The sequence below is a fragment of the Synechococcus sp. PROS-9-1 genome (assembly GCF_014279775.1).
Lineage (GTDB): Bacteria > Cyanobacteriota > Cyanobacteriia > PCC-6307 > Cyanobiaceae > Synechococcus_C.
Map to the genome: position 1 here is coordinate 1,716,479 of NZ_CP047961.1, position 22,018 is coordinate 1,738,496.

General features: G+C 54.9%; 26 protein-coding genes and 1 tRNA gene. 14 read left to right on the plus strand and 13 right to left on the minus strand.

All coding sequences use genetic code 11. The annotated features are described in order from the left end of the window. Nucleotides 1-71: 71 nt before the first annotated feature. The 3 genes from SynPROS91_RS09275 to serA all read right to left on the minus strand — a co-directional run bounded on the left by SynPROS91_RS09275 (nt 72) and on the right by serA (nt 2,992). Nucleotides 72-371 (minus strand): ferredoxin, encoded by a 300-nt coding sequence (locus SynPROS91_RS09275; RefSeq protein WP_186516196.1) that lies wholly within the window; start codon nt 369-371, stop codon nt 72-74. Between the two features lie 141 nt (nt 372-512). Then, a complete protein-coding gene (gene prmA / locus SynPROS91_RS09280) occupies nt 513-1,406 on the minus strand; it encodes a 50S ribosomal protein L11 methyltransferase (RefSeq protein WP_186519682.1) in 894 nt (297 codons plus the stop codon). Beyond that, entirely contained in the window at nt 1,406-2,992 is a 1,587-nt protein-coding gene (gene serA, locus SynPROS91_RS09285) for a phosphoglycerate dehydrogenase (RefSeq protein ID WP_186519681.1), read from the minus strand. The genes prmA and serA overlap by 1 nt, the downstream gene beginning before the upstream one ends. A 146-nt stretch (nt 2,993-3,138) precedes the next feature. Here serA and SynPROS91_RS09290 point away from each other — a divergent pair, with 146 nt between their 5' ends. From SynPROS91_RS09290 to SynPROS91_RS09315, 6 genes are all read left to right on the plus strand, one after another. Next, nucleotides 3,139-3,696, plus strand: a complete 558-nt coding sequence (locus tag SynPROS91_RS09290; protein ID WP_186516197.1) for a hypothetical protein — start codon at nt 3,139-3,141, stop codon at nt 3,694-3,696. Further along, nucleotides 3,693-4,472 (plus strand): photosystem II S4 domain protein, encoded by a 780-nt coding sequence (locus SynPROS91_RS09295; RefSeq protein WP_186516205.1) that lies wholly within the window; start codon nt 3,693-3,695, stop codon nt 4,470-4,472. The genes SynPROS91_RS09290 and SynPROS91_RS09295 overlap by 4 nt, the downstream gene beginning before the upstream one ends. A gap of 96 nt (nt 4,473-4,568) precedes the next feature. Beyond that, a tRNA-Val gene (locus SynPROS91_RS09300) sits at nt 4,569-4,640 on the plus strand. A gap of 27 nt (nt 4,641-4,667) precedes the next feature. Then, a complete protein-coding gene (gene murD, locus SynPROS91_RS09305) occupies nt 4,668-6,047 on the plus strand; it encodes a UDP-N-acetylmuramoyl-L-alanine--D-glutamate ligase (RefSeq protein WP_186516207.1) in 1,380 nt (459 codons plus the stop codon). A 160-nt stretch (nt 6,048-6,207) separates the two neighbouring features. After that, nucleotides 6,208-6,678 carry an EVE domain-containing protein gene (locus tag SynPROS91_RS09310; protein WP_186516210.1) on the plus strand — a complete coding sequence of 157 codons (471 nt, stop codon included), beginning with the start codon at nt 6,208-6,210 and terminating at the stop codon, nt 6,676-6,678. Beyond that, a complete protein-coding gene (locus SynPROS91_RS09315) occupies nt 6,662-7,432 on the plus strand; it encodes a hypothetical protein (protein WP_186516212.1) in 771 nt (256 codons plus the stop codon). The genes SynPROS91_RS09310 and SynPROS91_RS09315 overlap by 17 nt, the downstream gene beginning before the upstream one ends. Here the strand turns inward: SynPROS91_RS09315 and SynPROS91_RS09320 are convergent. From SynPROS91_RS09320 to SynPROS91_RS09335, 4 genes are all read right to left on the minus strand, one after another. Continuing rightward, the gene (locus SynPROS91_RS09320) at nt 7,384-7,701 is read right to left on the minus strand and encodes a DUF2811 domain-containing protein (RefSeq protein WP_370586760.1); all 318 of its coding nucleotides are present in this window, start codon (nt 7,699-7,701) and stop codon (nt 7,384-7,386) included. The two genes, SynPROS91_RS09315 and SynPROS91_RS09320, sit on opposite strands and share 49 nt — an antisense overlap. 316 nt (nt 7,702-8,017) lie before the next feature. Then, nucleotides 8,018-8,386 carry a DUF1818 family protein gene (locus tag SynPROS91_RS09325; protein WP_186516214.1) on the minus strand — a complete coding sequence of 123 codons (369 nt, stop codon included), beginning with the start codon at nt 8,384-8,386 and terminating at the stop codon, nt 8,018-8,020. Continuing rightward, entirely contained in the window at nt 8,383-8,610 is a 228-nt protein-coding gene (locus SynPROS91_RS09330; RefSeq protein WP_011620178.1) for a DNA-directed RNA polymerase subunit omega, read from the minus strand. The genes SynPROS91_RS09325 and SynPROS91_RS09330 overlap by 4 nt, the downstream gene beginning before the upstream one ends. A gap of 26 nt (nt 8,611-8,636) precedes the next feature. Then, nucleotides 8,637-8,921: a hypothetical protein gene (locus SynPROS91_RS09335; protein ID WP_186516216.1), complete on the minus strand. Its 285-nt coding sequence runs from the start codon at nt 8,919-8,921 to the stop codon at nt 8,637-8,639. 39 nt (nt 8,922-8,960) lie between these two features. Here SynPROS91_RS09335 and SynPROS91_RS09340 point away from each other — a divergent pair, with 39 nt between their 5' ends. From SynPROS91_RS09340 to SynPROS91_RS09350, 3 genes are all read left to right on the plus strand, one after another. Next, on the plus strand, nt 8,961-10,592 hold the full coding sequence (locus tag SynPROS91_RS09340; RefSeq protein ID WP_186516218.1) for an Hsp70 family protein: 1,632 nt from the start codon (nt 8,961-8,963) through the stop codon (nt 10,590-10,592). A gap of 75 nt (nt 10,593-10,667) precedes the next feature. Beyond that, complete coding sequence (locus SynPROS91_RS09345) at nt 10,668-11,510, plus strand: hypothetical protein (protein ID WP_186516226.1); 843 nt, start codon at nt 10,668-10,670, stop codon at nt 11,508-11,510. A 56-nt stretch (nt 11,511-11,566) separates the two neighbouring features. Continuing rightward, nucleotides 11,567-11,788 (plus strand): ferredoxin-thioredoxin reductase variable chain, encoded by a 222-nt coding sequence (locus tag SynPROS91_RS09350; protein WP_186516228.1) that lies wholly within the window; start codon nt 11,567-11,569, stop codon nt 11,786-11,788. A gap of 11 nt (nt 11,789-11,799) precedes the next feature. Here the strand turns inward: SynPROS91_RS09350 and pyrR are convergent, their stop codons facing one another. After that, nucleotides 11,800-12,369 (minus strand): bifunctional pyr operon transcriptional regulator/uracil phosphoribosyltransferase PyrR, encoded by a 570-nt coding sequence (gene pyrR, locus SynPROS91_RS09355; RefSeq protein WP_186516229.1) that lies wholly within the window; start codon nt 12,367-12,369, stop codon nt 11,800-11,802. Between the two features lie 146 nt (nt 12,370-12,515). Between pyrR and gpmI the strand changes: the two genes are divergently transcribed. Beyond that, entirely contained in the window at nt 12,516-14,147 is a 1,632-nt protein-coding gene (gene gpmI, locus SynPROS91_RS09360; protein ID WP_186516232.1) for a 2,3-bisphosphoglycerate-independent phosphoglycerate mutase, read from the plus strand. Nucleotides 14,148-14,160: 13 nt separating this feature from the next. Then, the gene (secG, locus tag SynPROS91_RS09365; protein WP_186516234.1) at nt 14,161-14,391 is read left to right on the plus strand and encodes a preprotein translocase subunit SecG; all 231 of its coding nucleotides are present in this window, start codon (nt 14,161-14,163) and stop codon (nt 14,389-14,391) included. A 21-nt stretch (nt 14,392-14,412) separates the two neighbouring features. Here the strand turns inward: secG and SynPROS91_RS09370 are convergent, their stop codons facing one another. The 3 genes from SynPROS91_RS09370 to groES all read right to left on the minus strand — a co-directional run bounded on the left by SynPROS91_RS09370 (nt 14,413) and on the right by groES (nt 16,724). Next, a complete protein-coding gene (locus SynPROS91_RS09370; RefSeq protein ID WP_186516236.1) occupies nt 14,413-14,730 on the minus strand; it encodes a hypothetical protein in 318 nt (105 codons plus the stop codon). Continuing rightward, nucleotides 14,711-16,342, minus strand: a complete 1,632-nt coding sequence (gene groL / locus SynPROS91_RS09375) for a chaperonin GroEL (RefSeq protein ID WP_186516239.1) — start codon at nt 16,340-16,342, stop codon at nt 14,711-14,713. The genes SynPROS91_RS09370 and groL overlap by 20 nt, the downstream gene beginning before the upstream one ends. 70 nt (nt 16,343-16,412) lie before the next feature. Continuing rightward, entirely contained in the window at nt 16,413-16,724 is a 312-nt protein-coding gene (gene groES, locus SynPROS91_RS09380; RefSeq protein WP_011620192.1) for a co-chaperone GroES, read from the minus strand. A 221-nt stretch (nt 16,725-16,945) separates the two neighbouring features. On the opposite strand from groES, the gene atpD reads away from it, so the two are divergent. Beyond that, nucleotides 16,946-18,409, plus strand: a complete 1,464-nt coding sequence (atpD, locus tag SynPROS91_RS09385) for a F0F1 ATP synthase subunit beta (protein ID WP_186516242.1) — start codon at nt 16,946-16,948, stop codon at nt 18,407-18,409. A 71-nt stretch (nt 18,410-18,480) separates the two neighbouring features. Then, on the plus strand, nt 18,481-18,888 hold the full coding sequence (gene atpC, locus SynPROS91_RS09390) for an ATP synthase F1 subunit epsilon (RefSeq protein ID WP_186516244.1): 408 nt from the start codon (nt 18,481-18,483) through the stop codon (nt 18,886-18,888). A 197-nt stretch (nt 18,889-19,085) separates the two neighbouring features. Here atpC and SynPROS91_RS09395 read toward each other — a convergent pair whose 3' ends face one another. Beyond that, nucleotides 19,086-19,646, minus strand: a complete 561-nt coding sequence (locus tag SynPROS91_RS09395; RefSeq protein ID WP_186516247.1) for a 30S ribosomal protein PSRP-3 — start codon at nt 19,644-19,646, stop codon at nt 19,086-19,088. 96 nt (nt 19,647-19,742) lie between these two features. Between SynPROS91_RS09395 and SynPROS91_RS09400 the strand changes: the two genes are divergently transcribed. Beyond that, nucleotides 19,743-20,531, plus strand: a complete 789-nt coding sequence (locus SynPROS91_RS09400; protein WP_370586803.1) for a TIGR01548 family HAD-type hydrolase — start codon at nt 19,743-19,745, stop codon at nt 20,529-20,531. A gap of 98 nt (nt 20,532-20,629) precedes the next feature. On the opposite strand, the gene SynPROS91_RS09405 is transcribed toward SynPROS91_RS09400, so the two are convergent. Then, complete coding sequence (locus tag SynPROS91_RS09405) at nt 20,630-21,967, minus strand: aminopeptidase P N-terminal domain-containing protein (RefSeq protein WP_186516253.1); 1,338 nt, start codon at nt 21,965-21,967, stop codon at nt 20,630-20,632. Nucleotides 21,968-22,018: the final 51 nt, after the last annotated feature.

Genomic DNA, 22,018 nt, shown 5'->3' on the forward strand with positions numbered 1-22,018 from the left:
CATTAAAAAGCCACCCGCGAGGGTGGCCAAACGATCGCTTTGATGACGACCTCAGCTCAGGGCTGAAGGACTCAATAAAGCTCTTCTTCAGCGTGAGTTTTGATGGTGCAATCCGAGGTGGGGTAAGCCACACAGGTCAGAACGAAACCAGCTTCGATCTGGTCGTCGTCCAGGAAGCTCTGGTCGGACTGATCAACGGTGCCGGCAGTGATTTTGCCTGCGCAAGTGGAACATGCGCCTGCACGGCAGGAGTAGGGAAGATCGACGCCTTGCTCTTCAGCAGCATCGAGGATGTACTGATCGTCAGGAACTTCGATGGTATTGTTAAGACCTTCGCTCTCGCTGACCAGGGTGACCTTATAAGAAGCCATGGATGGAAGTAATGCGCAGAGATCGGATCGATCTGAATCTGCTGGACGGAACCATTCTACATCGGACAGACGCCTTGATACGGGATTCATCAGGGTTTTCTGTTGAAGCCCAATCAAAGAAGGGGCATTAATAAGAAGGGCTTATCGAAAAATGCGCTTGATTTCGAGCAGGCCCCAGCGACCCTGTTCCCCGATTGGCCTTGCCTGCCAGCCATATTCAGCCAAAACCTCAATCAGCCGAGGTGCCTGATCCACCAAAAGGCCACTCAAAAGTCCGCGACCTGTGGACTTCAGCACAGAAGAGAACTGCGGGGCTAGAGCTTCGATCACCGGAGCCAGGATGTTGCAGAGGAGCAAATCGGCCTCCTCTCCGTTCAACAAGGTCGCAAGCGTGTCGATCGATCCATGGCTAACGCGAAGTTGCTCGGCCTTCAAACCGTTGAGGGCAGCGTTGTCTGTCGTCGCACGAACCGCCAGTGAGTCGGTATCTGCAGCGAGAACCTCGCTGGCGCCAAGAGCCAAAGAAGCCAAGCCCAAGACTCCACTCCCGCAGCCCAAATCGGCCACCCGCTGATGGTGGGGCGGCATCGCCTCGAGAGCTTCCAGGCAGAGGCGAGTGGTGGGATGACTTCCGGTCCCAAAAGCGCTGCCAGGGTCCATCTTCAAAACCAAACGGTGGGCGTACTCCTCAGGGACCTGCAGCCATGCCGGAAGGATCAACAAGCGCTGACCCACCGGATCTGGTTGCCAGTGCTTCTTCCAACTAAGACTCCAGTCTTCATCGGCCAACTCCTCCCAAAGCGGCTCTGCCAAGGCGAGTCCAAAAGTATCCGCCATCGGGCGAAGGCTGTTCAGCAACTGATCCCGTTGATCCTGCGGCCACTCCGACGCTGGAAGCCATGCCAGCAGTGTGCGCTGATCCGGCGACTCTGGGGCATGTTGAACAGCCAAGCGATGCAGCCCTAGGGACTCCAACTTCCAGAGAAGAGACTCCTCAAGGTCAGGAGGCAAGGGCAAGGAGAGGCGCCACCACATCACAGCGTGACCGGATGGGCTTCCTGAATGCCGTTAATGCCATGAATGGTGGTCAACAGGGCGGGTGGAATCGGGTCATCAATACTGAGAACCATCACGGCATCGCCACGAACGATGCGACGCCCCACCTGCATTGATGCGATGTTGACATTGTGCTCTCCGAGAAGAGAGCCAAGGTGACCAATGATGCCTGGCATGTCGCGGTGCCTGGTGAACAGCATGTGACGGCTGGGCGGAACATTCACCGGAAATTCATCAATGCTGGTTACGCGCAAATCACCGTCGGCGAACACCGCACCGGTGACGCTGTGACCTCCCTGACCACCGCGAGTGGTGAGCTGCAGCGAGCCACCTGCAAAATCGCGACTGGCATCGTCTTTAATTTCCAGCACATGAATGCCTCGGCCCTTGGCCTCTAGCGATGCATTCACATAGTTGATCCGATCTCCCAGCGCAGTACTGAGCAAGCCCTTAAGGGCTGCTACCACAAGGGGCTGTGAAGGGTGGCTGGCGAATTCACCTTGCAAGCGCACCTCCAACTCCTGAATCTGACCGCCACTGAGTTGGCTCACCAACAAACCGAGGGTTTCCGCCAACTGGAGATGGGGCTTGAGGCGCTCCATGATCTCAGCACTGAGCCCTGGAATATTCACGGCGCTGCGGGCAGGCAGCCCCAGCAACACATCACGAATTTGTTCAGCGACATCGACCGCCACATTTTCTTGGGCCTCTTCCGTCGATGCTCCGAGATGAGGGGTCAAGACAAGTCCTCGTTCAACGGCGCGCAGAGGGGAGTCCTGAGCCAACGGTTCAGAGGCAAATACATCCAGACCGGCCCCAGCGATCACCCCGGATTCAATCGCTTCCGCGATCGCAGGCTCATCAACAATTCCACCGCGCGCACAATTCACAATCCGTGCCGTACTTTTCATCGTGCGCAAAAGCTCGGCATTCACCAGATTTTCCGTATCAGGTGTGCGAGGAATATGCAGAGTGATGTAATCGGCCTGCTGGAAGAGTGCTTCCAGAGTGGTGAGACGCACCTGCATCTGCTGGGCACGTTCTGCAGAGATGAACGGATCAAACGCGATCACATCCATGCCCATCGCTTTCGCGACGCGAGCGACGTGGGAGCCAATTTTGCCTAACCCCACCACGCCGAGAACTTTTTTATAGAGCTCATTTCCCACATATTTTTTGCGATCCCACGCCCCAGACCGCATCGAACCATGGGCTTGCGGCACATGACGAGACACCGACAGCAACATCGCAAGCGCATGCTCTGCCGCTGCGATCGTGTTGCCCTCTGGTGAATTCACCACCAACACACCGCGTTGAGTAGCCGCAGGTACATCCACGTTGTCGACCCCCACGCCGGCACGACCGATGATCCGCAACCGATCAGCAGCCTCAATCACATCGGCTGTGACCTGGGTCCCTGAACGGATCATTAGGGCGTCGTAATCACCAATGATCGATTTGAGCTCTTCCGGTGACAACCCAATGCGCTCATCGACTTGAGCCACTTGGCCAAGGATGTCGAGCCCCGCCTGATCAATGGGGTCTGAAACAAGAACTTTTGTCATCCAGCGGCGGGAGAGAGCCACCATGAACTGTAGGGATCAGCCCGAAGCTTCTCCTCTAAGTGTCTTCCAGCCCAAACAGTTCCAAGAGAATCGGCTCCAGGGGAAACAGTTCCGAGAGAGAATGATCATTCGGCTGCTGTTTTTTCATGCCCGTTTGCGTTCTGGTTCTCAATGAGCGCATTGCTGCCGACCGTCTTCGCCTCTCGCTCCAAGACTTAGGCACGCCATTGCTTCGCGTCGCCCTCGTGGCACCCGCCCCCGGGAAAGGGTCCGAACCACAGGAACAACAACCCATCTCTGATTCTGATTTGCCCGCTGAGGCGATGGACGATGTTGACCTGCTCAACCCAAGCCTGGCGCGCCGTCGACGTCAGAAATCGATGGCGCGCTGGTTGATGCCCTTCGGATTTTTTGCCGGCTGCACCTTCACCCAGATCACCACGCTCGACACTTTTGCAATCTTTGGTCCCTGGGGAGAAGCCTTGATTGGAGGACTTCTGGGCATGGGCTCAGGCCTCATGGGTAGCTATGCGGCCGCCGCCAGCGTGCCGTCTGAAAACGAAGACGGCGTCAGGATCCTGCGCAATCGGAACATCGAAGGCTGCTGGCTGCTGCTCTTAGAAACGAGGCCAGGGATGGAATTGCCTTGGCAAACCGTCCAAAAGGCACGTCCCCAGCAAGTGGTTCGCCTCAGCGAACTATGAGTCTTCCTCGCGATGCTCTGCTTCGGACCTGCAGGCATCCCACAACGATGGGCGCATTGATCGACCTTGCGGAAGACGTTCAGCGGACCAGACAACCGCGATGGAGTCCCTTCTTATCAGCCTTGGTGCTGGAAGATGCCAATCAGCTTGAGTCACTGGCAGAACTAAAGATCAGCCGTGATGGCGGCTATCCCGGAGCAGAACGCAAGCGGTTGCTGATCCAACACGCAGCCTCCCCAGAGCCTGAGCCCCCTTGCCCTTTAGCTGGTCTGAATGTGGAGGGGAATTTCCTGTTCGATCCAACCTCTCCCGAAGAGATGCGTCTGGCCCTGCAACGCATCGGCATAGCTGACGAGTCTCTCGGTGACCTATGGATTCGTGGAGATAGGGGAGCCCAGGCCATTTGCACTCCGGAAGCCGCGGCCCTGCTGCAGGGACAACGAGGCAGCCTTCGCGAGGTGATCATCGCCTGCGAATCCTTGCCACTCGAAGCACTGCAATGGCCTGTTCAGAGAGTTGCTCGCCGGTTGAGCAGCGTTGAGGCCTCATGCCGTCTTGATGCCATTGTCTCTGCAGGCTTTGGCATCTCCCGCTCAAAAGTCGTCAAACAAATCAAAGAAGGGCGTTTGCGGCTCAATTGGGAACCCGTGCGGCTGGCAAGTAGGGATTTAAAAGTTGGAGACCGCCTGCAGCTTCAAGAGAGAGGCAGCATCGAGGTCATGAACATCGAACGCACGAAACGCGAGAGATGGCGCGTTGACATCCTCCGCCAGTGAGTGGAGTGGATTTAAACGGCACTCCAACTGCTAACTTCAGTGCCTGGTTGAGCCATTCATCAACCACCCATCTCAAAGGACAAACTTGAGAGCTGGGGGCGATTAGCTCAGAGGTAGAGCACTACCTTGACACGGTAGGGGTCACTGGTTCGATTCCAGTATCGCCCACTTCCCTTTAGGGACAGGAGTTGGACAATGGCATGCAGCTTGATCGTGGGGCTTGGCCGCTCCGGGGTCGGCGCAGCGCGCCTCCTTCATGCTCAAGGCCATCACGTCATAGTGCTCGAAAGGGACGATGGTCCCCAACAACAATCCAAGGCACAACAACTAAGAGATCAAGGCATCCAAACCGAGCTGGGATGCCCTCTTGAGTTCTCCAGCTTTCAAGCCTGGTTGGATCAAGTTGAGCAAGTCGTGATCAGTCCAGGGATCCCCTGGGACCATCCCACCTTGATGCAGCTGCGCGATCACGGCGTCACCGTGAGAGGTGAAATGGCCGTGGCATGGCAAGCCCTCCGCGAGTGCCCTTGGATTGGGATTACAGGCACGAACGGCAAAACCACCGTGACGCATTTGCTGCATCACGTTCTCAACCAAGCGGGACTGCATGCCCCGATGGCAGGAAATGTGGGCGATTCCGCCGCAGAATTAGGGCTGCAGTGCATGGATCCAGCCCAGACCCAACCGGATTGGATCGTGATGGAGATGAGTAGTTACCAAATTGAATCAGCGGTTGAAGTAAGACCAACCATTGGCATTTGGACCACGCTGACTCCCGACCATTTGGAGCGCCACAAAACGATCGATGCCTATCGCGCGATCAAACAAGGACTTCTGGAGCGCTCTGAACACGCAATTTTGAATGCTGATGACGCACACCTCAGCAGCCAACGCCTCTCATGGCCCCAGGCAGCCTGGGTAAGCGCTTCGAGCACAAAAGCTGGTGAAAAAGGTCTTGCCCTTTGGATTGATGAGAAAGGGATGGTGTGTCGTCACGAAGGCCCCCTATTCCCAGCGAACGCAATCGGCATGCCTGGTCAACACAATCAGCAAAACATGCTGATGGTTGCGGCAGCAGCGCTGGAAGCCGGAGTGTCTCCTGAATTGATCGAGGCCGGGCTACGCAGCTTTTCGGGAGTTCCCCATCGACTAGAAGCTCTCGGCATAACCCATGGCATGAACATCTTCAACGACAGCAAAGCCACCAACTACGACGCCGCAGCCGTAGCCCTCGAAGCCGTGCCAGGTCCAATTGCCCTGCTTGCTGGTGGGCAAACGAAAGAAGGTGATGCGCATGGATGGCTTGAGCTTCTGCGAAAGAGGGCTTCCTCCATCACCCTTTTCGGGCGCGATCGAGAGATGCTGAGAACACTGATTCTTGATTCAGGCTTTACAGGACCTGTGAGTTGTCACATTGATCTCGTTGATGCGGTTCCTTCCGCCATACAAGCTGGGAAGCAACTCAACGCCGTCAGCCTTTTGCTTTCACCAGCTTGCGCCAGTTTCGACCAATACCAAGACTTTGAGGCTAGGGGCGATCACTTCAGAAAAATTGTCAACCAATATCCCCAATGAATAGTTAAGGACGTGCCATCTTCCTCCGAGGTCCTTAGACATTCACTGATAGGGACACCATCGAGGCCCTTAAAGCCGATCTGACTTAGTTTTCAGTTTTCCTTCGCAAACTAAAGGCACAGGGCAATTGCGAAGGCCCCATTTCCGCAAATCCATCACCATGACTGACATCTCATATTGGTTAATGAAAAGTGAACCTGATGTTTATGGAATTGAGCATCTGCGAAAAGAGAAGAGCACCCTTTGGGATGGCATTCGCAACTACCAAGCTCGTAACTTCATGCGCACCATGAACGTTGGAGACCAGGCCTTCTTTTATCACTCGAACTGCAAGCCGCCAGGAATCATCGGCCTAATGGAGGTGACGGAGACCGGACTCGTGGATCCAACTCAATTTGATCCAAACTCCAAGTACCACGATTCCGCTTCCAAACCAGACTCACCGCGCTGGGATTGCGTACGACTCGCCTATCGCGGTCAGTTCGCTGACATGTTGACCCTTGATGATCTTCGCGAGTCGTACCAAGCAGACCAACTGACTGTTGTGCGTCGCGGAAATCGACTTTCCATTCTTCCGGTTGACACAGAAATCGCGATGGATTTATTAAAGAGGCTTGGACCACTTCAATGATTCGCTCGCAAGTATTTCTGCTGAGCGACTGCCGATTGCCACCATTATTCCAAGGGCCTGGATCGGCTTCAGGAAAGCTCCTTGGTCCTTCATCGGCCTCACTGCATTGATGCTGTGCTGCCTGATGGGCTTAGGTGTGGTCGCACGAGATCTCCAGCTCAGCAGCAATCGCTTGCTTCAATACACCGGCGATTTTGTGCTCGTGATGGCGGCACTTGTGCCGCTAGCTCCCTTGTTGGCTCTGCTGCAGCTGGCAGACGAACACCTGCCCGGAGGACTGGATCGAAACCCAGAGCAACCCACGGCAAGACGCCGATTTCTTTGGTTGCTGAAGCAGACCTGCGGCCTTACGGTTTTAGAGGTCCTCATCGGCATTGGCGGAATCAGTTCGATTCGTCTTTTGAGTCAATTTTTGGCACCACACAGTGGTGTTCTCGCCAGCTTGGTTGTCGTGTTGGGTGGTGTCGCCATCGCCATCTGGTTGGTTGGCCAGCTTCTCTCCATTCCGTTGCTGATCCATCACGGCTATCGGCCACTCCGAGCCATGGAGCACAGTCGCAAACTTGTTCAAGCCAATCGCCTCAAAGTAATGGCCTTGATTGGACTTCTTCTAGGAATCAACTTGCTTGGGCTCATGGCAGCGAGCCTCGGACTGCTCTTCAGCGTTCCGTTTAGCGCCCTTCTATTGATGGCCAGCTGCCGGACTCAAACATCGTGGCGAAGAGAGTCGCGACGGAACATGTTGCCAACGTAAAGGCGGGTGAGCTCTCGGGAGTCGGCACCGTTCTGAACAAGAAATCCCGCCAAAGCAGCCTGAACGAGTCGGTACTGATCCCAATTCGGGCAACGCTCAATAAAGTCCGCCATGGCCTGGTGCAAGGGCAAGGGCATGTCGGATTGAAAACTAACGATGTCCTCTTCCTGGACGGGCTCAGGCGTTGCTTGGCCTGCAACAACAGCTTCGGAATCAACAACCTGATCGGTCAACAATTGGCCTTGAACCACTCCAGACTCCTTCGTCACCTGGCCCAGAATCTATGGCCTGTTCTCCACAAGCACAAGGGGCTAGCGAGAGAGGCAAATCAACCCATCGGCAACCAATCTCTCCATGAGACTGAGGCCATAAACGCAGTACTGAACTGGGATTAGTCCTTCCCCAGGGGACCCGCAGGCCGCACTCGTATATACCACATGAGACCCAAAAGATATGTTTTTTCCACGGGGTGCAGCCCGCAACTCAAAAACGACGCATCAGCCTGTGGAAAAGCTGTGCGGTTTGCCCTGCATCTCCGTGGAGAAATCAATAAAGACTGATTGATCAGACCAACTAATCCGATGTTTAATCCCACACTGTTCTCAAAGCAGCCAAGAACGCTTGAGCGGCTGTAGCAGGCCAAGCGCCTTCCAGTCCTCGCCGTTGCATCCCATTGCCTTGAAGCACCACCTGCAGCCCCCAGCGATCACGGGTGCCATCGAAACACCCCCACCACTCCTGCTGTTCCAACTCCAGGGTGATGGATTCCTCCTCCATCAGCTGATCACGGATCAGCATGTATTGGTGCTCGAGCTCTACAAGAAGGGCATACAGCCCCTTCACTTCCATCTCAGTGAGCTCTACTGCCCAAGACTCCCCTCCGATGAGGAAGGGAAAGTCCTTACGGCTCAAGTCACGGGCGAGACGCCAGCCAGGCCCCTCCTGCTGGATCATCCAGGCAGGAGATCAGGCTGATCCTGCTCATCGGAGAGCTCAACGATGGCGCGATGAACCGGCTTCACGCTGGATTCCTCAAGGAGACCATCAAAGTCATCAAAACGACGCTGCTTTGCGCGAAAAGCGATCTTGACTGTTGTTAGATAACGGTTGGTGGACTGACGAATCAAGCTCTCGCCACGCTTCGCGAGGTCTTTTGAGTCCACACCTGCAGAAATCATCTCTGTCTAATCATCGACACTTCACTCTAGGTGAGCAAATCGCTGTGAAACGGAACCTGCATGAGATAAGCGCGCTGGGGACGACCCGGCACACGCAAAACGATCTGGCGACCTAAGCCCATCGCGAGGAGTGGACGTCTGAGGTGAGACATCAAACCACTCACCTCTTCAAGGTGTTTGCCATCCATGCACTCAATCCGAATGCATCCCCAACCACGGGACATGCGGCAATCACGCAGCGGTTCCAACTCAGCCTCAATCTCTGGATCCTCCCTGTAGAAGGAAAACACCAGGCGTCTCAACCGATCCATCGCTGGGCCCCGTAGCCTTGACTCCTTATCAAGATGACCATGGCTGAGGTTCAGCCCCCAAAGGACGAACAAAACCTTCATCTTTCCGCTCAAGGAACTCTTGCCATCGACCTTGGGAGCACCAATACGGTGGTGGCCTTTCAGGACGGCAGCGCCGCCACCCCTCAACTTCTAGACCTCCCACCGATCAGTCAGCGCTTAGGTGAAGTCCCGAGCCTTATCTGGAGCAACGCTCGTCCCAACCATCAACCTCTTGTAGGCCGGCAAGTCCTCGATAGCGGACTCTCCGATGGGACATCCCTAGAACTTCATCGTGACTTCAAACGCTGGATCGGAGTTTTAGACAAATCCGACCTGCCATCCCATCCCCTCAGCCCTGAGCAAGCTGGCGAAATTCTGTTGCACCAGATCTGGAAATGCCTCCCAAAGACAGTGTCGGTGAAGCGGCTGGTGCTCACAGCTCCGGTTGATCAGGCCCTTGGTTATCGCCAATGGCTGTTGCAGGCCTGCAGGAGCCTTCCGGTTGACGAGGTGGCGCTCGTAGATGAGCCAACAGCCGCAGCCATAGGCGCAGGACTGCCTGCAGGCTCCAAGTTGTTAGTAGTGGATCTTGGCGGGGGCACGTTGGACCTCTCCCTTGTCGCTTTAGAAGGAGGAGAGGGAAGGGCAGCTCCACTGGCGCAGCTGCTGCGCTTTCGGGGACTAGACCTCAAAAACAGCAAACAAACCCTGCGCTCGGCAAGGGTCTTAGGGAAAGCCGGCATCGCCCTGGGCGGCAGGGATCTTGATCACTGGATCCTGGATCACCTTCTCCCCAACGATCCCGACCTGATTCTGAGAAGTCAGACGAGCCTTTTAAATGCGGCTGAACGTTTGAAATGCCGCCTCAGCAACCCCGATGTCGGCGAGGGACAGACCCTCAGTGAGTTGGCCAGCAGCACCGACCTCGCGCATCCCATCACCTTGTCGCTCAATCGCAACCAACTCAACGCGCTTCTTGAGCGCCGTGGATTGCTCAAGGTTCTTGAGGGACTGCTCGATCGCACATTGGCCTCGGCCCGCCAGCAGGGCTGCGGACCAGAAGACCTCAACGCCGTCGTCGCCGTTGGTGGTGGAGCTCATCTTCCGCTAATGCGCCAATGGTTATCAGAGACCATGCAGCCGGTGCCTTTGCTGACACCACCACCTGTTCAAGCCGTGGCCACCGGTGCGCTCCATCTCACCCCTGGGGTGAGGATCAGAGATCTCCTTCAAAAAGGTGTGTATTTGCGCTGCTGGGATCGTCGTAGTAACGCCCATCACTGGCATCCCTTATTTCTGAGCGGCCAGCCATGGCCCTCTCTTCAACCTTTAGTGCTGAAGCTAAGCGCAAGCCGCCTCAATCAAAAGGATCTTGAACTCGTGCTCGGTGAACCCCAAGGCGAACGGCGACACGAAGTGGTGTTCGTCGGAGGGCTCCCCACCGTTCGAGACAACAGCAACGCTCCAGACACCATTCGACCTCTTTTAAACAAGACCATTCACCTTGAGCTCAATCCACTTGGCCAACCAGGAGAAGATTGCCTGCGCCTCGCTTTTCACCTTGATGACGACGCTCAACTTGTCATGAGCGGGGAAGATTTAAGAACGGGTTTGGCCATCGAACCGTGCACTCTGATAACTGTGCAGTAAATGGTCCGTCCACACACCGTTGAGAGTCCTTTCTGCCCTCCATAGAAAGGAGTTGCCGCAAAGAGGCTTTGGACTTTGGCGCTGCGTCGCCACCTGCCCCATTTTTGGATCACCGCGACCCTTGGTGGAGTCGCAGCACTTTGTGCTGCGACTTATTTATGGGAGCAACAGCTGCCGCTGAAATTAACTCGGGCGCTCTCCAGGGATGACCTGCCAGCCTGCTTGCGCTATGGAGAGCAACTAGCCTCCTTGCGTTGGCTCGGACAGAAAGCGCCTGAAGAGCTTGCCATTTGTCGACGAAGGCTGGCTCAACAAACCTGGGGTCAAGCTGATCCAGGTCAAGCTCTACTCCTTCAAGAGCAGCTCGTGAATTCAGGCGTTGGCTCTCCACAGCAAAAAGAGCAAGATCAAAGGCAGCTAAAACTCTGGCGCGATGAGCTGCGCGACCAGGCTCTCACTCAATTTCGCGCTGGAAACTTAGACGAAGCAATGACCATGCTTCGTCCGCTGGAGAAGCACGATGGTCGACCCGGAAGCCGCTTAAGCGAAAGCCTCAAGGAAAGCTGGAATCGCAATCGCCTTCAGCTTGAACAGCTGAGAGAGTTTGTGAACCAAGATCAGTGGTGGGAAGCACTCAGCGCCCTCAACCAGCTCGATCATCCCTGGTGGCAACGCCAAGCCGAACCAATACGCCAGGAAGTAGAGCAGGCCATTGACGATTTAAGAGACCAGAAAGAACACCACAGCCATGGAGCCTTGCCGGCTCACACTGTGGCGAGAGATCTATTGAACGACGTAGTGGAAGCACACATCCGCGAAGGAATGCCTCCGTGGGAAGCATTCATGGCCGGTTGCAACGATCTAGGCGGCACCATCATTGAGGACGGCCCTGAGACGTTGTGTCAGGCCAAGAACTAAAGAAGGGCCTTGAACTGACTCTCCGTGAGACAATCGCCTGACTTGAACGGACGTCCATGCAGCCGGGTGACAAGGTTGTCGTCTCCACCAGTGTTGTTGTTTTCAATCACCCCCAACATCGTGGAGAAAGTTTCGATATGGAAGGAAGTGAGGGAGAGGTTTTCAAGGTGCTCGACGATTGGAAGGGACGTCCAATCAGCCCAACCCTTCCTGTCGTTGTGGCTTTTGGCCGTTATAAAGCCCACTTCCGAGCTGACGAGCTGACCCCGGCGAGTTAAGGCAAGCCTGATCATTCAGGGTTGTTTTCATTGACGCGTCGAAGGAAAACGCCCTCCTCCCCATCCAGGGCAAGCAGGCGCAGTTCGATGCTTTCCGATCGACGCGTCGGCACAACCCTGCCGCAGAAATCCGGCTGAATTGGCAATTCCCGATGGCCTCTGTCCACCATGACCAGCAAGGAAACTCGGCGTGGTCTGCCCCAGGCCTGGATTGCCTCCAGCGCGGCTCTCACAGTTCGCCCCGTAAAGACAACGTCATCGACGAGCACAACATCCCTTCCCTCCACGCTCACGGGAAGGTCGGTGGCCTGGACCATGCGCACACCCACTCGACCTAAATCGTCGCGATGGAAGGTGGGGTCGAGCGTGCCAGTGGCAACAGCGTGACCGCTCTGATCTTTCAATGAGCTAGCAATGACACCAGCCAATTGAACGCCGCGGGTTGGGATCCCCAGAAGCACCAGAGATTCAACGGTTGGCACAGACTCCAAAACCTGAGACGCCAGGCGCGTCACAGTTTTTCGCAAGTCATCCGCAGAGAGAATTTCAATCCGATCATCCCCAACGTCTCGATCTGCCATCGCTTTCTTTTAAGGCGATCAGTGTATGAACGATTTTCGCCAGCACGATCAGCTTTTGCAAACCTGAACAGTACGAATCAAAACCTTTTGGGCATCAAGGAGGTAACTTGCATCAGCAGAGGGACTTAAGAACTGAGATTGACGGAGTGAACGTACCGAACAACCTCGAAACGAATCTTCTCCGCAACGGTTCCGTTGCACCTGTGGTTCTTGCGATCCTGGATGGCTGGGGGATCTGTGACTCGACTGAGCACAATGCCATTCGCAGCGCGTCAACTCCTGTCATCGATGCGCTCTGGCATGCCTATCCCCATGCGCTTATTGAAGCGAGCGGATCTCATGTGGGTCTCCCCGACGGTCAGATGGGGAATTCAGAAGTAGGCCATCTCACCATTGGAGCCGGGCGGATCATCCGTCAAGAATTGGTGCGTATCAGTGAAACCGTGCGCGAGAAGCGGCTTGGCGGCACCTCAGCTCTTCAATCGGTCGCCGAACGTCTACGCAACACTGGTGGCACCCTCCATCTGCTCGGCCTCTGCTCCGATGGCGGCGTACATAGCCATGTAGACCACGTTTGTGGACTTCTCGAATGGGCAGAAGAAGAGGGTCTGAAGAACGTCGCTATCCACGCCATCACAGACGGTCGAGACACCCCGACCCAAAGCGCACCAACACACCTGAGCAAAATCCAAGCCGCGATCAGCAGTCATGGGATTGGCCGCATTGCCAGTCTGTGCGGCCGCTACTGGGCGATGGATCGAGACCATCGCTGGGAGAGAACAGAACGGGCTTTTGCCTTACTGACCGATCCTGATTTGGACCGTAACGACAATGAGCCCTCGTCCGTCTTGGCCAGCAGCTACGCCAAAGGCATCACCGACGAATTCTTAGAACCCGTTCGCTTCTCCGACGATCCACTTCGAGATGGTGATGCGTTGCTGATGTTTAACTTCCGTCCAGATCGAGCCAGACAGATTGTTCAGGCCCTCACACTCCCGGAGTTTGAAGGCTTCAAGCGCATTCATCAGCCAACGCTGGATGTCGTAACGTTTACGCAATATGAAACTGATCTGCCTGTCTCCGTTGTCTTTCCACCCGAATCACTCGATCAGCTTCTGGGGCAGGTGGTCGCAGATGCCGGCCTGAAGCAGTACCGCACAGCAGAAACTGAGAAATATCCCCATGTCACCTACTTCATGAATGGGGGAATAGAACAACCCCTTCAAGGAGAAAAGAGGCACCTCGTTCCCTCTCCCCGTGTCGCCACCTACGACCAAGCACCTGAGATGTCAGCCGACACTCTCACCGAAAGCTGTGTTGCTGCGATCCAGCAGGGTGAGCACTCCCTCGTTGTGATCAACTATGCCAACCCAGACATGGTGGGACATACCGGCATGATGGAAGCCGCGAAGCAAGCGATTGAGACTGTTGATCGCTGCATCGGCAAACTCCTGGATGCCGTGGGGCGAATGGGTGGCACGTTGCTGATCACTGCAGACCACGGAAACGCAGAGCGCATGCAAGGACCAGATGGTCAAGCCTGGACAGCACACACCACCAATCCAGTCCCAGTCATTTTGATCGAGGGCGAGAAACGCAAGGTCCAAGGATTGGGGAATTCCATTTGCCTCCGTGAGAATGGAGGGCTTGCCGACATTGCGCCAACGCTTCTTCAGCTGCTCAATCTGGACAAACCCAAAGCCATGACGGGAATCTCCTTGATTGAACCAATCGAAGCCTCAGCTCCAGCCAAGACCAAGCTGCCTCAACCCGTTTAAGTAAGATCAACTCATGCTTACGACTGTTCTCTCTTGGGTTTGGATCGGCAGTGGCGCCGTTCTGATTCTTCTTGTTCTCTTGCATAGTCCCAAAGGGAATGGAATGGGAGGGATTGCGGCAAGTGGAAGTTCATCGTTCACCAGCTCTAGTAGTGCAGAAGCAACCCTCAATCGCATTACCTGGACAACACTTTCATTTTTCCTAGCTTTAGCTGTCATTTTGAGCGCAGGCTGGCTCGGCTAAGTCAAGTTTCGTCCAGCCAATTCACCGTTCACAAACCCTTGAATGAAGGCTTATAAAAGCCATAGAGACAACAAAAGCAGCTGTTATACCGATTTGATGGGAACGAAGGAGATCTACCCATTCGGCATAGGCCTTTTCTCCATGGGACTGCACATTAATTCCCAGGTTTTCCGCTTCTTCTTCTACCCGGAGTCTCAGGCCCAGTCTTTGAGTTCTGTTCATTGCTTTCAGCAGCAAACACAGATGGATTGCTGGCAACCCATCCATTAAAAAAGCCCCCGCGTGAACGAAGGCTGAAAACACATTTGGGAAACTTGGTTTAGTAGTCGAAGTCGCCACCCATGCCACCGCCGCCAGCAGCAGCTTCTTTCTTCTCTGGCATATCAGCCACGATGCATTCTGTGGTCAGCACCATGCCAGCGATCGAAGCAGCATTTTGCAAACCAGAGCGAGTCACCTTGGCCGGATCAACAATGCCAGCAGCAAGCATGTCGACATACTCACCGTTGGCAGCGTTGTAGCCCTCGTTAAACGACTTGGACTTGACGTTTTCAGCAACGACAGCACCATTCACGCCAGCATTTTCAGCGATGCGCATCAGGGGAGCGGTCAGCGCTGAGGCCACGATGTTTGCACCGATCAACTCTTCGCCGGACAGGTTGGCGGCTGCCCACTCTTCCAAGATTGGTGCCATGTGAGCCAAGGTTGTACCGCCACCAGGAACGATGCCCTCCTCTACAGCGGCCTTAGTGGCATTGATGGCATCTTCCAGACGAAGTTTCTTGTCCTTCATCTCTGTTTCGGTTGCTGCTCCCACCTTCACAACAGCAACGCCACCGGCCAGCTTGGCTAAGCGCTCTTGGAGCTTCTCCTTGTCGTAGGTGGAATCGGTCTCATCCATCTGTTTCTTGATCTGCTCGCAACGCGTCTTCACCGCCACCTCATTGCCTTCGGCAACAATCGTGGTGGTGTCTTTATTGATGGTGACGCGACGGGCAGTACCCAACATCTCCAGCTTGGCATTTTCAAGCTTTAGACCTTGGTCTTCCGTAATCAACTGGCCGTTGGTCAACACCGCCATGTCTTCGATCATCGCTTTGCGGCGATCACCGAAACCGGGAGCCTTCACTGCAGCCACATTGAGCACGCCGCGCAAGCGGTTCACCACCAAGGTGGCGAGGGCTTCTTTCTCAATGTCCTCAGCAATAATCAGAAGAGGCTTACCAGTGCGAGCAATTTGCTCAAGAACAGGCACCAAATCTTGTACCAAGCCGATCTTCTTATCGGTTAAGAGGATGTAGGGCTCGTCCAGAACCGCTTCCATCCGCTCAGTATCTGTTGCGAAATAAGGGGAGATATAGCCCTTATCGAAACGCATGCCCTCAGTGACCTCAAGCTCGGTCTCCATGGATTTCCCTTCTTCAAGAGATATCACACCTTCTTTGCCAACTTTGTCCATGGCGTCGGCAATCATCTTGCCAACTTCTTCGTCATTACCGGCAGAGATCGTACCGACCTGAGCAATGGCGTTGCTATCTGCAATCGGTTTTGCATTTTCTTGAATCTTGCCAACCAAGAAATCGGAAGCCTTATCAATACCCTTCTTCAGGGTGATTGCGTTAGCGCCGGCTGCCACATTGCGAAGGCCTGCTTTCACCATGGCGTGAGCCAAAACGGTAGCCGTTGTGGTGCCGTCACCGGCAGCGTCATTGGTCTTAGATGCAGCCTGACGAATGAGAGCAACACCGGTGTTTTCGATGTGATCCTCAAGCTCGATCTCCTTGGCGATCGTGACTCCATCATTAATAATCTGAGGAGCGCCAAATTTCTTTTCAAGAACCACATTGCGACCTTTAGGGCCGAGGGTTACTGCAACAGCTTCGGTGAGAATGTCGATGCCTTTTTCGAGAGCACGGCGTGCATTCTCGCTATAAATAATTCGCTTAGCCATAGGAGGCAATTAAAAAAGATGTAAGAGGAAAATTCAGTCGTTTCTGAGATAAATCTCAGAGGGATTGCGGTCAGCCCACAACAGCGAGGATGTCTTTTTCAGACAGGAGCACGTACTCGTCGCTACCAAGCTTGATGTCCGTACCGGCGTACTTGCTGTACAGAACCTTGTCGCCGATACCGACTTCAGGCGCCTGACGACTGCCATCGTCATTCGACTTGCCAGGACCGACCTGGACAACTTCGCCCACTTGAGGCTTTTCTTTGGCTGTATCAGGAAGAAGGATGCCGCCTGCAGTCTTCTCCTCGGATTCAGAGATTTTTACGAAGACGCGGTCTCCAAGAGGCTTAACGGTGGAGACGCTGAGGGAAACAGCTGCCATGAGTAATTGAGGAGCAGGGACAGGGCGCTTGGCGCCACTCAAACGATGCGAGTTAGCACTCGAGGTCGTTGAGTGCCAAAGCTAGAGCCGCTAGTGGGTCCTGCACCAGCGGTGACCTGTGCGGGTGACCGAACAGGCGAAGCGACATCCCGACGGTGTTAAGGTTCTGCCGCTCAGGAAGGGATCGTCCTGTTGCGCGTCCCTCTCACTTCTCCTTACTTATGGCCGCTGCTGCTCCTGCCTCTACCGGTTCCAAGGGCGTTGTCCGTCAAGTAATCGGACCGGTTCTGGACGTGGAATTTCCAGCCGGCAAACTTCCAAAAATTCTGAACGCATTGCGAATCGAAGGCAAAAATCCTGCTGGAGAATCGATTGGCCTAACAGCGGAAGTCCAGCAATTGCTTGGTGATCACAGAGTCCGTGCGGTGGCCATGAGTGGCACCGACGGCTTGGTTCGTGGAATGGAAGCCTTGGATACAGGCTCACCAATTTCGGTCCCAGTTGGCGAAGCCACCTTGGGTCGGATTTTCAACGTGCTCGGTGAACCAGTTGACGAGCAAGGTCCTGTCACAACAAACGTCACTTCTCCTATTCACCGAGAAGCTCCAAAACTCACTGAGCTTGAAACCAAGCCCAAGGTGTTTGAGACCGGAATCAAAGTGATCGATCTCCTAGCCCCTTATCGCGAAGGAGGAAAGATCGGCCTCTTCGGCGGTGCTGGAGTCGGCAAAACGGTGTTGATTCAGGAGCTGATTAACAACATCGCTAAAGAGCATGGTGGTGTGTCTGTGTTCGGCGGTTTGGGCGAGCGCACGCGTGAAGGAAACGACCTCTACGAAGAATTCAAGGAATCCGGCGTGATCAACGCTGACGATCTCTCAAAGTCAAAAGTGGCCCTCTGCTACGGCCAGATGAATGAGCCTCCTGGTGCACGTATGCGCGTGGGGCTTTCCGCTCTGACCATGGCTGAGCACTTCCGCGACGTCAACAAGCAGGACGTGCTTCTGTTTGTCGACAACATTTTCCGATTCGTTCAAGCGGGATCTGAGGTTTCCGCTCTGTTGGGTCGTATGCCTTCAGCTGTGGGCTATCAACCCACTCTTGGTACTGACGTGGGAACTCTCCAAGAAAGAGTTGCCTCCACACTGGAAGGGTCGATCACATCGATTCAGGCCGTTTATGTCCCTGCTGACGACCTAACTGACCCAGCTCCAGCGACGACCTTTGCTCACCTCGACGCCACAACGGTGTTGAACCGTGCACTGGCTTCCAAGGGCATCTACCCCGCCGTGGATCCACTCGATTCAACGAGCACCATGCTTCAGCCAGCCGTGGTTGGCGACGAGCATTACCGCACAGCCCGTGCTGTTCAATCAACGCTTCAGCGTTACAAAGAACTTCAGGACATCATTGCCATTCTTGGCTTGGATGAACTGTCTGAAGATGATCGCCAAACAGTGGATCGTGCTCGCAAAATCGAGAAGTTCCTCTCTCAGCCCTTCTTCGTAGCTCAAATTTTCACCGGCATGCCTGGCAAGTATGTGAAGCTTGAGGAGACCATCAGTGGCTTCAATCAAATCCTCGCCGGTGAACTTGACAGCCTTCCAGAGCAGTCTTTCTATCTGGTCGGTAATATCGACGAAGTCAAAGCCAAAGCCGAGAAGATCGCGGCTGAAGCCAACTGATTATTTTCGGAGCGCTTGCGCTCCGATCATGACCAGCAATTCGCTTTCCCATTCTCCGCAGCCTTCTTTTCATGTCACTCACCCTCCGCGTTCTGGCACCAGACCAGAGTGTGTTCGATGGCTCGGCCGATGAGGTAATCCTCCCCAGCACAACCGGCCAAGTCGGCATTCTTCCAGGTCACGTCTCTCTGCTTGCTGCGCTAGACGTTGGGGTTCTCAGAGTGCGTACCAATAGCGATTGGCAATCCATTGCCTTGATGGGTGGCTTCGCAGAGATCGAATCCGATGACGTCACCGTTTTGGTGAATTCAGCTGAACTCGGCGTCAATATTGATTCCACATCCGCTGAAAACGATCTTTCAGCTGCTCGCACTGCCGTCACCAAGCTAGAGGGTCAGCCTTCTACTCCTGAAAAAGTGAAAGCACAGCAGCTTTTCGAGCGTGCAAGGGCTCGTGCTCAGGCAAGCAAATCAACCTAGGTCGTAAATGGCAACAATCGATTTCAAGCAAGCACCCTGTAAGGGTGCTTTTTTATGGATTGAATTTTGCTTCCGAAGCTGAACAACCTCAACTGCAACGTGCAAGATCCTCAAAAGAACATCCTCAAAAGCATTAAAAAGCCCCGTCGAAACGGGGCTAAAAACTTGATCAATGAACAACGAAAACCTTCGATCGATCAGGCGGTACCGCAGAAAGTAACGTCAGGGAACTTGAGCTTCGCGTCATCAAGGCTCTTGCCTTTGCCTTCTTCCTGCCAATAGTTAATGACTTCAGTGGCCTTATTCAAGACTTCAACACGCTCGTTATCAGTAATCCAACTTTTGCCTTCTAACTCTCCCTTGAGGGTCTCCCAAGCATCTTCACGAGGCCAGAAGAAATAGGCCGTGAGAGGACTTGGGCCACCGCCAACAATCTGATCAACGGCCAAAGCCACGTTGTCAGGAAGCCAAAGGATCTTCAGCAAGAAGCGTCCCTCATCGGCTTTTGGGGTGTAGCCAGAGGGGACTCCATCCGCATCGATGGTGGCAGAAGCCAGTGCGGCACTGCCGCCGCGCATCACTGGGCGGCCTTCTTTTGGCTCTTGCTGCTGCTCAGAGACTTCAACCTTTGGCGTTGCATCTTCACCCTTGGCAGCGGCATCACCCGCGGGTGTTGCGTCGACCTTGGGTGCTACATCAGCTGCTGCTGCCTCTGTTGCGACCTCCTGGTCGACGGCAGCGCCTTCGGAAACCGTCATGGTGTCAGGGCTCAAGGATGAAGGACAAAGAACTAACTTACCAGTTGCTGACGCCAAATCCCCCTGCAATCCTCAGGATCAAAGCCACAAGCAATCCTGCTTTTTGACATTGATGGCGTCATTCGGGATGTAGCAGGCAGTTATCGCCGTGCTCTCCAGGCCACCGTGCATCACTACTGCGGGTGGGAGCCTGGTCACGAGACCGTTGATGCATTGAAAGGAGAGGGACGCTGGAACAATGACTGGGACGCGAGCCTTGAACTTCTCCGTCGGCACTCTCTGACCGATCCCCCAACCGCCCGTTCCTCAAATTCAGCTGCCCTGCCAAGTCGCGCTGATCTGATCGATGTTTTCAGCCGTTTTTACTTCGGATCCGATCCAGAGGGAGATCCCTTCGCTTGGGATGGTTTCATTTGCGATGAACCCCTCCTCGTTGATCCAAACTTTTTTGCAGACCTGACGAATCGAGACATCCTTTGGGGGTTTGTAAGCGGTGCAGAGCCACCGTCCGCGCGCTTTCTTCTCGAGCAACGTCTCGGCTTGCAGAACCCTCCCCTGATTGCGATGGGGGATGCACCAGACAAACCCGATCCCGAAGGACTGATCAGGCTGGCAAGCACTCTTCTGGGTTACAGCCTCGGTTCCGATGCACCACTGATTGCCTATCTCGGTGACACCGTGGCGGACGTCAACACAGTGATGCGTGCCCGGGAGCAGGTCCCACAGCAACGTTGGATGAGCTTGGCTGTGGTTCCGCCCCACCTACAGAGCCCAGGGCAATCTGTGGCGCGAGCGCACTACGAAAAGAACTTACGAGCCGCAGGAGCAGAGGTGATCTTCAGCGATACCAAGGCGGCACTCAACTGGGATCCCAATCAAATTTGATCCGCAAAGACTGGCCCTTGCTTCTTAGAGCGATGGTCCTGATGATCTTGTCCGTCGATTTGGTCTGGATCTCCCTGCAAGTGGTGAGCTGAACGTCTTCAACGCTCCATCGAGGCAACGTCCTTCAAAGCCGTAGCCGTTAAGACCTCGTAGCCATCCTTGAGAACGGCCACATCATCTTCAATGCGAATACCAATTCCTTTCCAGCGTTCATCGATTTCAGGCTGACCATCCGGAACCGATAGCCGGTCGCTGACATACAGACCAGGTTCCACTGTGAGCACCATGCCTGGATCAAGCTCCACGTGGTGCTCACCAAGTCTGTAGGCGCCAACATCGTGCACATCCAAACCAAGCCAATGCCCGGTGCGGTGCATATAAAGATGGCGATAGGCACCCTGCTCGATGATTCCATCGGCTTCTCCAGCCAAAAGCCCGAGATCCAGCAAACCATCGACAAGCCGTCGTAACGCGGTTTGATGCACCTCCTCCGCAGTGCCTCCAGGCCTGACGGTGGCAATGGCCGACTCCTGAGCACTCAGAACAAGTTCATAGAGAGCTCGCTGTTCTCCACTGAAGCTGCCATTCACTGGAAAGGTGCGGGTGATATCACCGTTGTAGTAATCACCGATTGAGCAACCGGCGTCAATCAGCAGCAAATCACCGTCCTTGAGAAGGTCTTGATTATCGATGTAATGCAAGACGCAAGCGTTATCACCTCCTGCAACGATTGAGCCATAGGCCGGGCCCCGGGTCCCTTGATCGAGAAAGTGAAACTCGATGAGGGCCTGCACCTGCCGCTCACTCATCCCCGGCTTCACAGCGGCACGCGCCAACTCATGGGCCTCGGCTGAGATGCGACACGCTTCACGCATCCGATCGAGCTCCGCCGGATCTTTGCGCAAGCGAAGTTCATGCAACACCGGGCAGGGCGCGACCAAACCAAGCGCCGCTGCTCCCCGTCGCGAGGCGCGATCCAACTGTTCAGACCAAACCTCAAGCACCACAGACTCGACCGCCGGGTGATGTCCGGTGCGGAAGGCAATGCCCTCAGCATCTTTCAGGTAGCCACGCAGATGTGTGGCCAATTCAGAACGTGGATGGGCCACATCTGCACCGAACTTCTCAACAGCACCTTCCGTGCCCCACCGCCGTCCTGTCCAAACCTCGGCCGCTGGCTCGCGTGGGTTCACAAACAACACGTATTGCTCTCCCTTCGGTCTGTGCGGCAAAAACAGAGCGACGGCATCCGGCTCATCAAACCCTGTGAGATACCAAAAGTCGCTGTTCTGACGAAAGGGCCACTCACAGTCGGCATGGTGTGTCACCAAGGTTGCCGCTGGGATCACAGCAGCCGCACCGCCAAGATGGGCCATGAAGCGCTGACGTCGCTCTGCGTAACCCTGAGCATCAATTGGGAGCGAACTATGAACCACGACGGAGACAGTGCACCAGATAAACGTCAGGATGGCAGGGAAAGCATCTAG

Bases quoted from the DNA above. Each gene is read 5' to 3' on its own strand.
- serA (WP_186519681.1), bottom strand. From the start codon at position 2,992: ATGACAAAAGTTCTTGTTTCAGACCCCATTGATCAGGCGGGGCTCGAC.
- prmA (WP_186519682.1), bottom strand. From the start codon at position 1,406: ATGTGGTGGCGCCTCTCCTTGCCCTTGCCTCCTGACCTTGAGGAGTCT.
- groL (WP_186516239.1), bottom strand. From the start codon at position 16,342: ATGGCTAAGCGAATTATTTATAGCGAGAATGCACGCCGTGCTCTCGAA.
- pyrR (WP_186516229.1), bottom strand. From the start codon at position 12,369: ATGGCAGATCGAGACGTTGGGGATGATCGGATTGAAATTCTCTCTGCG.
- SynPROS91_RS09335 (WP_186516216.1), bottom strand. From the start codon at position 8,921: ATGGATCGGTTGAGACGCCTGGTGTTTTCCTTCTACAGGGAGGATCCA.
- secG (WP_186516234.1), top strand. From the start codon at position 14,161: ATGCTTACGACTGTTCTCTCTTGGGTTTGGATCGGCAGTGGCGCCGTT.
- murD (WP_186516207.1), top strand. From the start codon at position 4,668: ATGGCATGCAGCTTGATCGTGGGGCTTGGCCGCTCCGGGGTCGGCGCA.
- SynPROS91_RS09295 (WP_186516205.1), top strand. From the start codon at position 3,693: ATGAGTCTTCCTCGCGATGCTCTGCTTCGGACCTGCAGGCATCCCACA.
- atpC (WP_186516244.1), top strand. From the start codon at position 18,481: ATGTCACTCACCCTCCGCGTTCTGGCACCAGACCAGAGTGTGTTCGAT.
- SynPROS91_RS09325 (WP_186516214.1), bottom strand. From the start codon at position 8,386: ATGATCCAGCAGGAGGGGCCTGGCTGGCGTCTCGCCCGTGACTTGAGC.
- groES (WP_011620192.1), bottom strand. From the start codon at position 16,724: ATGGCAGCTGTTTCCCTCAGCGTCTCCACCGTTAAGCCTCTTGGAGAC.
- SynPROS91_RS09340 (WP_186516218.1), top strand. From the start codon at position 8,961: ATGGCTGAGGTTCAGCCCCCAAAGGACGAACAAAACCTTCATCTTTCC.
- SynPROS91_RS09290 (WP_186516197.1), top strand. From the start codon at position 3,139: ATGCCCGTTTGCGTTCTGGTTCTCAATGAGCGCATTGCTGCCGACCGT.
- SynPROS91_RS09350 (WP_186516228.1), top strand. From the start codon at position 11,567: ATGCAGCCGGGTGACAAGGTTGTCGTCTCCACCAGTGTTGTTGTTTTC.
- SynPROS91_RS09275 (WP_186516196.1), bottom strand. From the start codon at position 371: ATGGCTTCTTATAAGGTCACCCTGGTCAGCGAGAGCGAAGGTCTTAAC.
- SynPROS91_RS09395 (WP_186516247.1), bottom strand. From the start codon at position 19,646: ATGACGGTTTCCGAAGGCGCTGCCGTCGACCAGGAGGTCGCAACAGAG.
- SynPROS91_RS09330 (WP_011620178.1), bottom strand. From the start codon at position 8,610: ATGATTTCTGCAGGTGTGGACTCAAAAGACCTCGCGAAGCGTGGCGAG.
- atpD (WP_186516242.1), top strand. From the start codon at position 16,946: ATGGCCGCTGCTGCTCCTGCCTCTACCGGTTCCAAGGGCGTTGTCCGT.
- SynPROS91_RS09310 (WP_186516210.1), top strand. From the start codon at position 6,208: ATGACTGACATCTCATATTGGTTAATGAAAAGTGAACCTGATGTTTAT.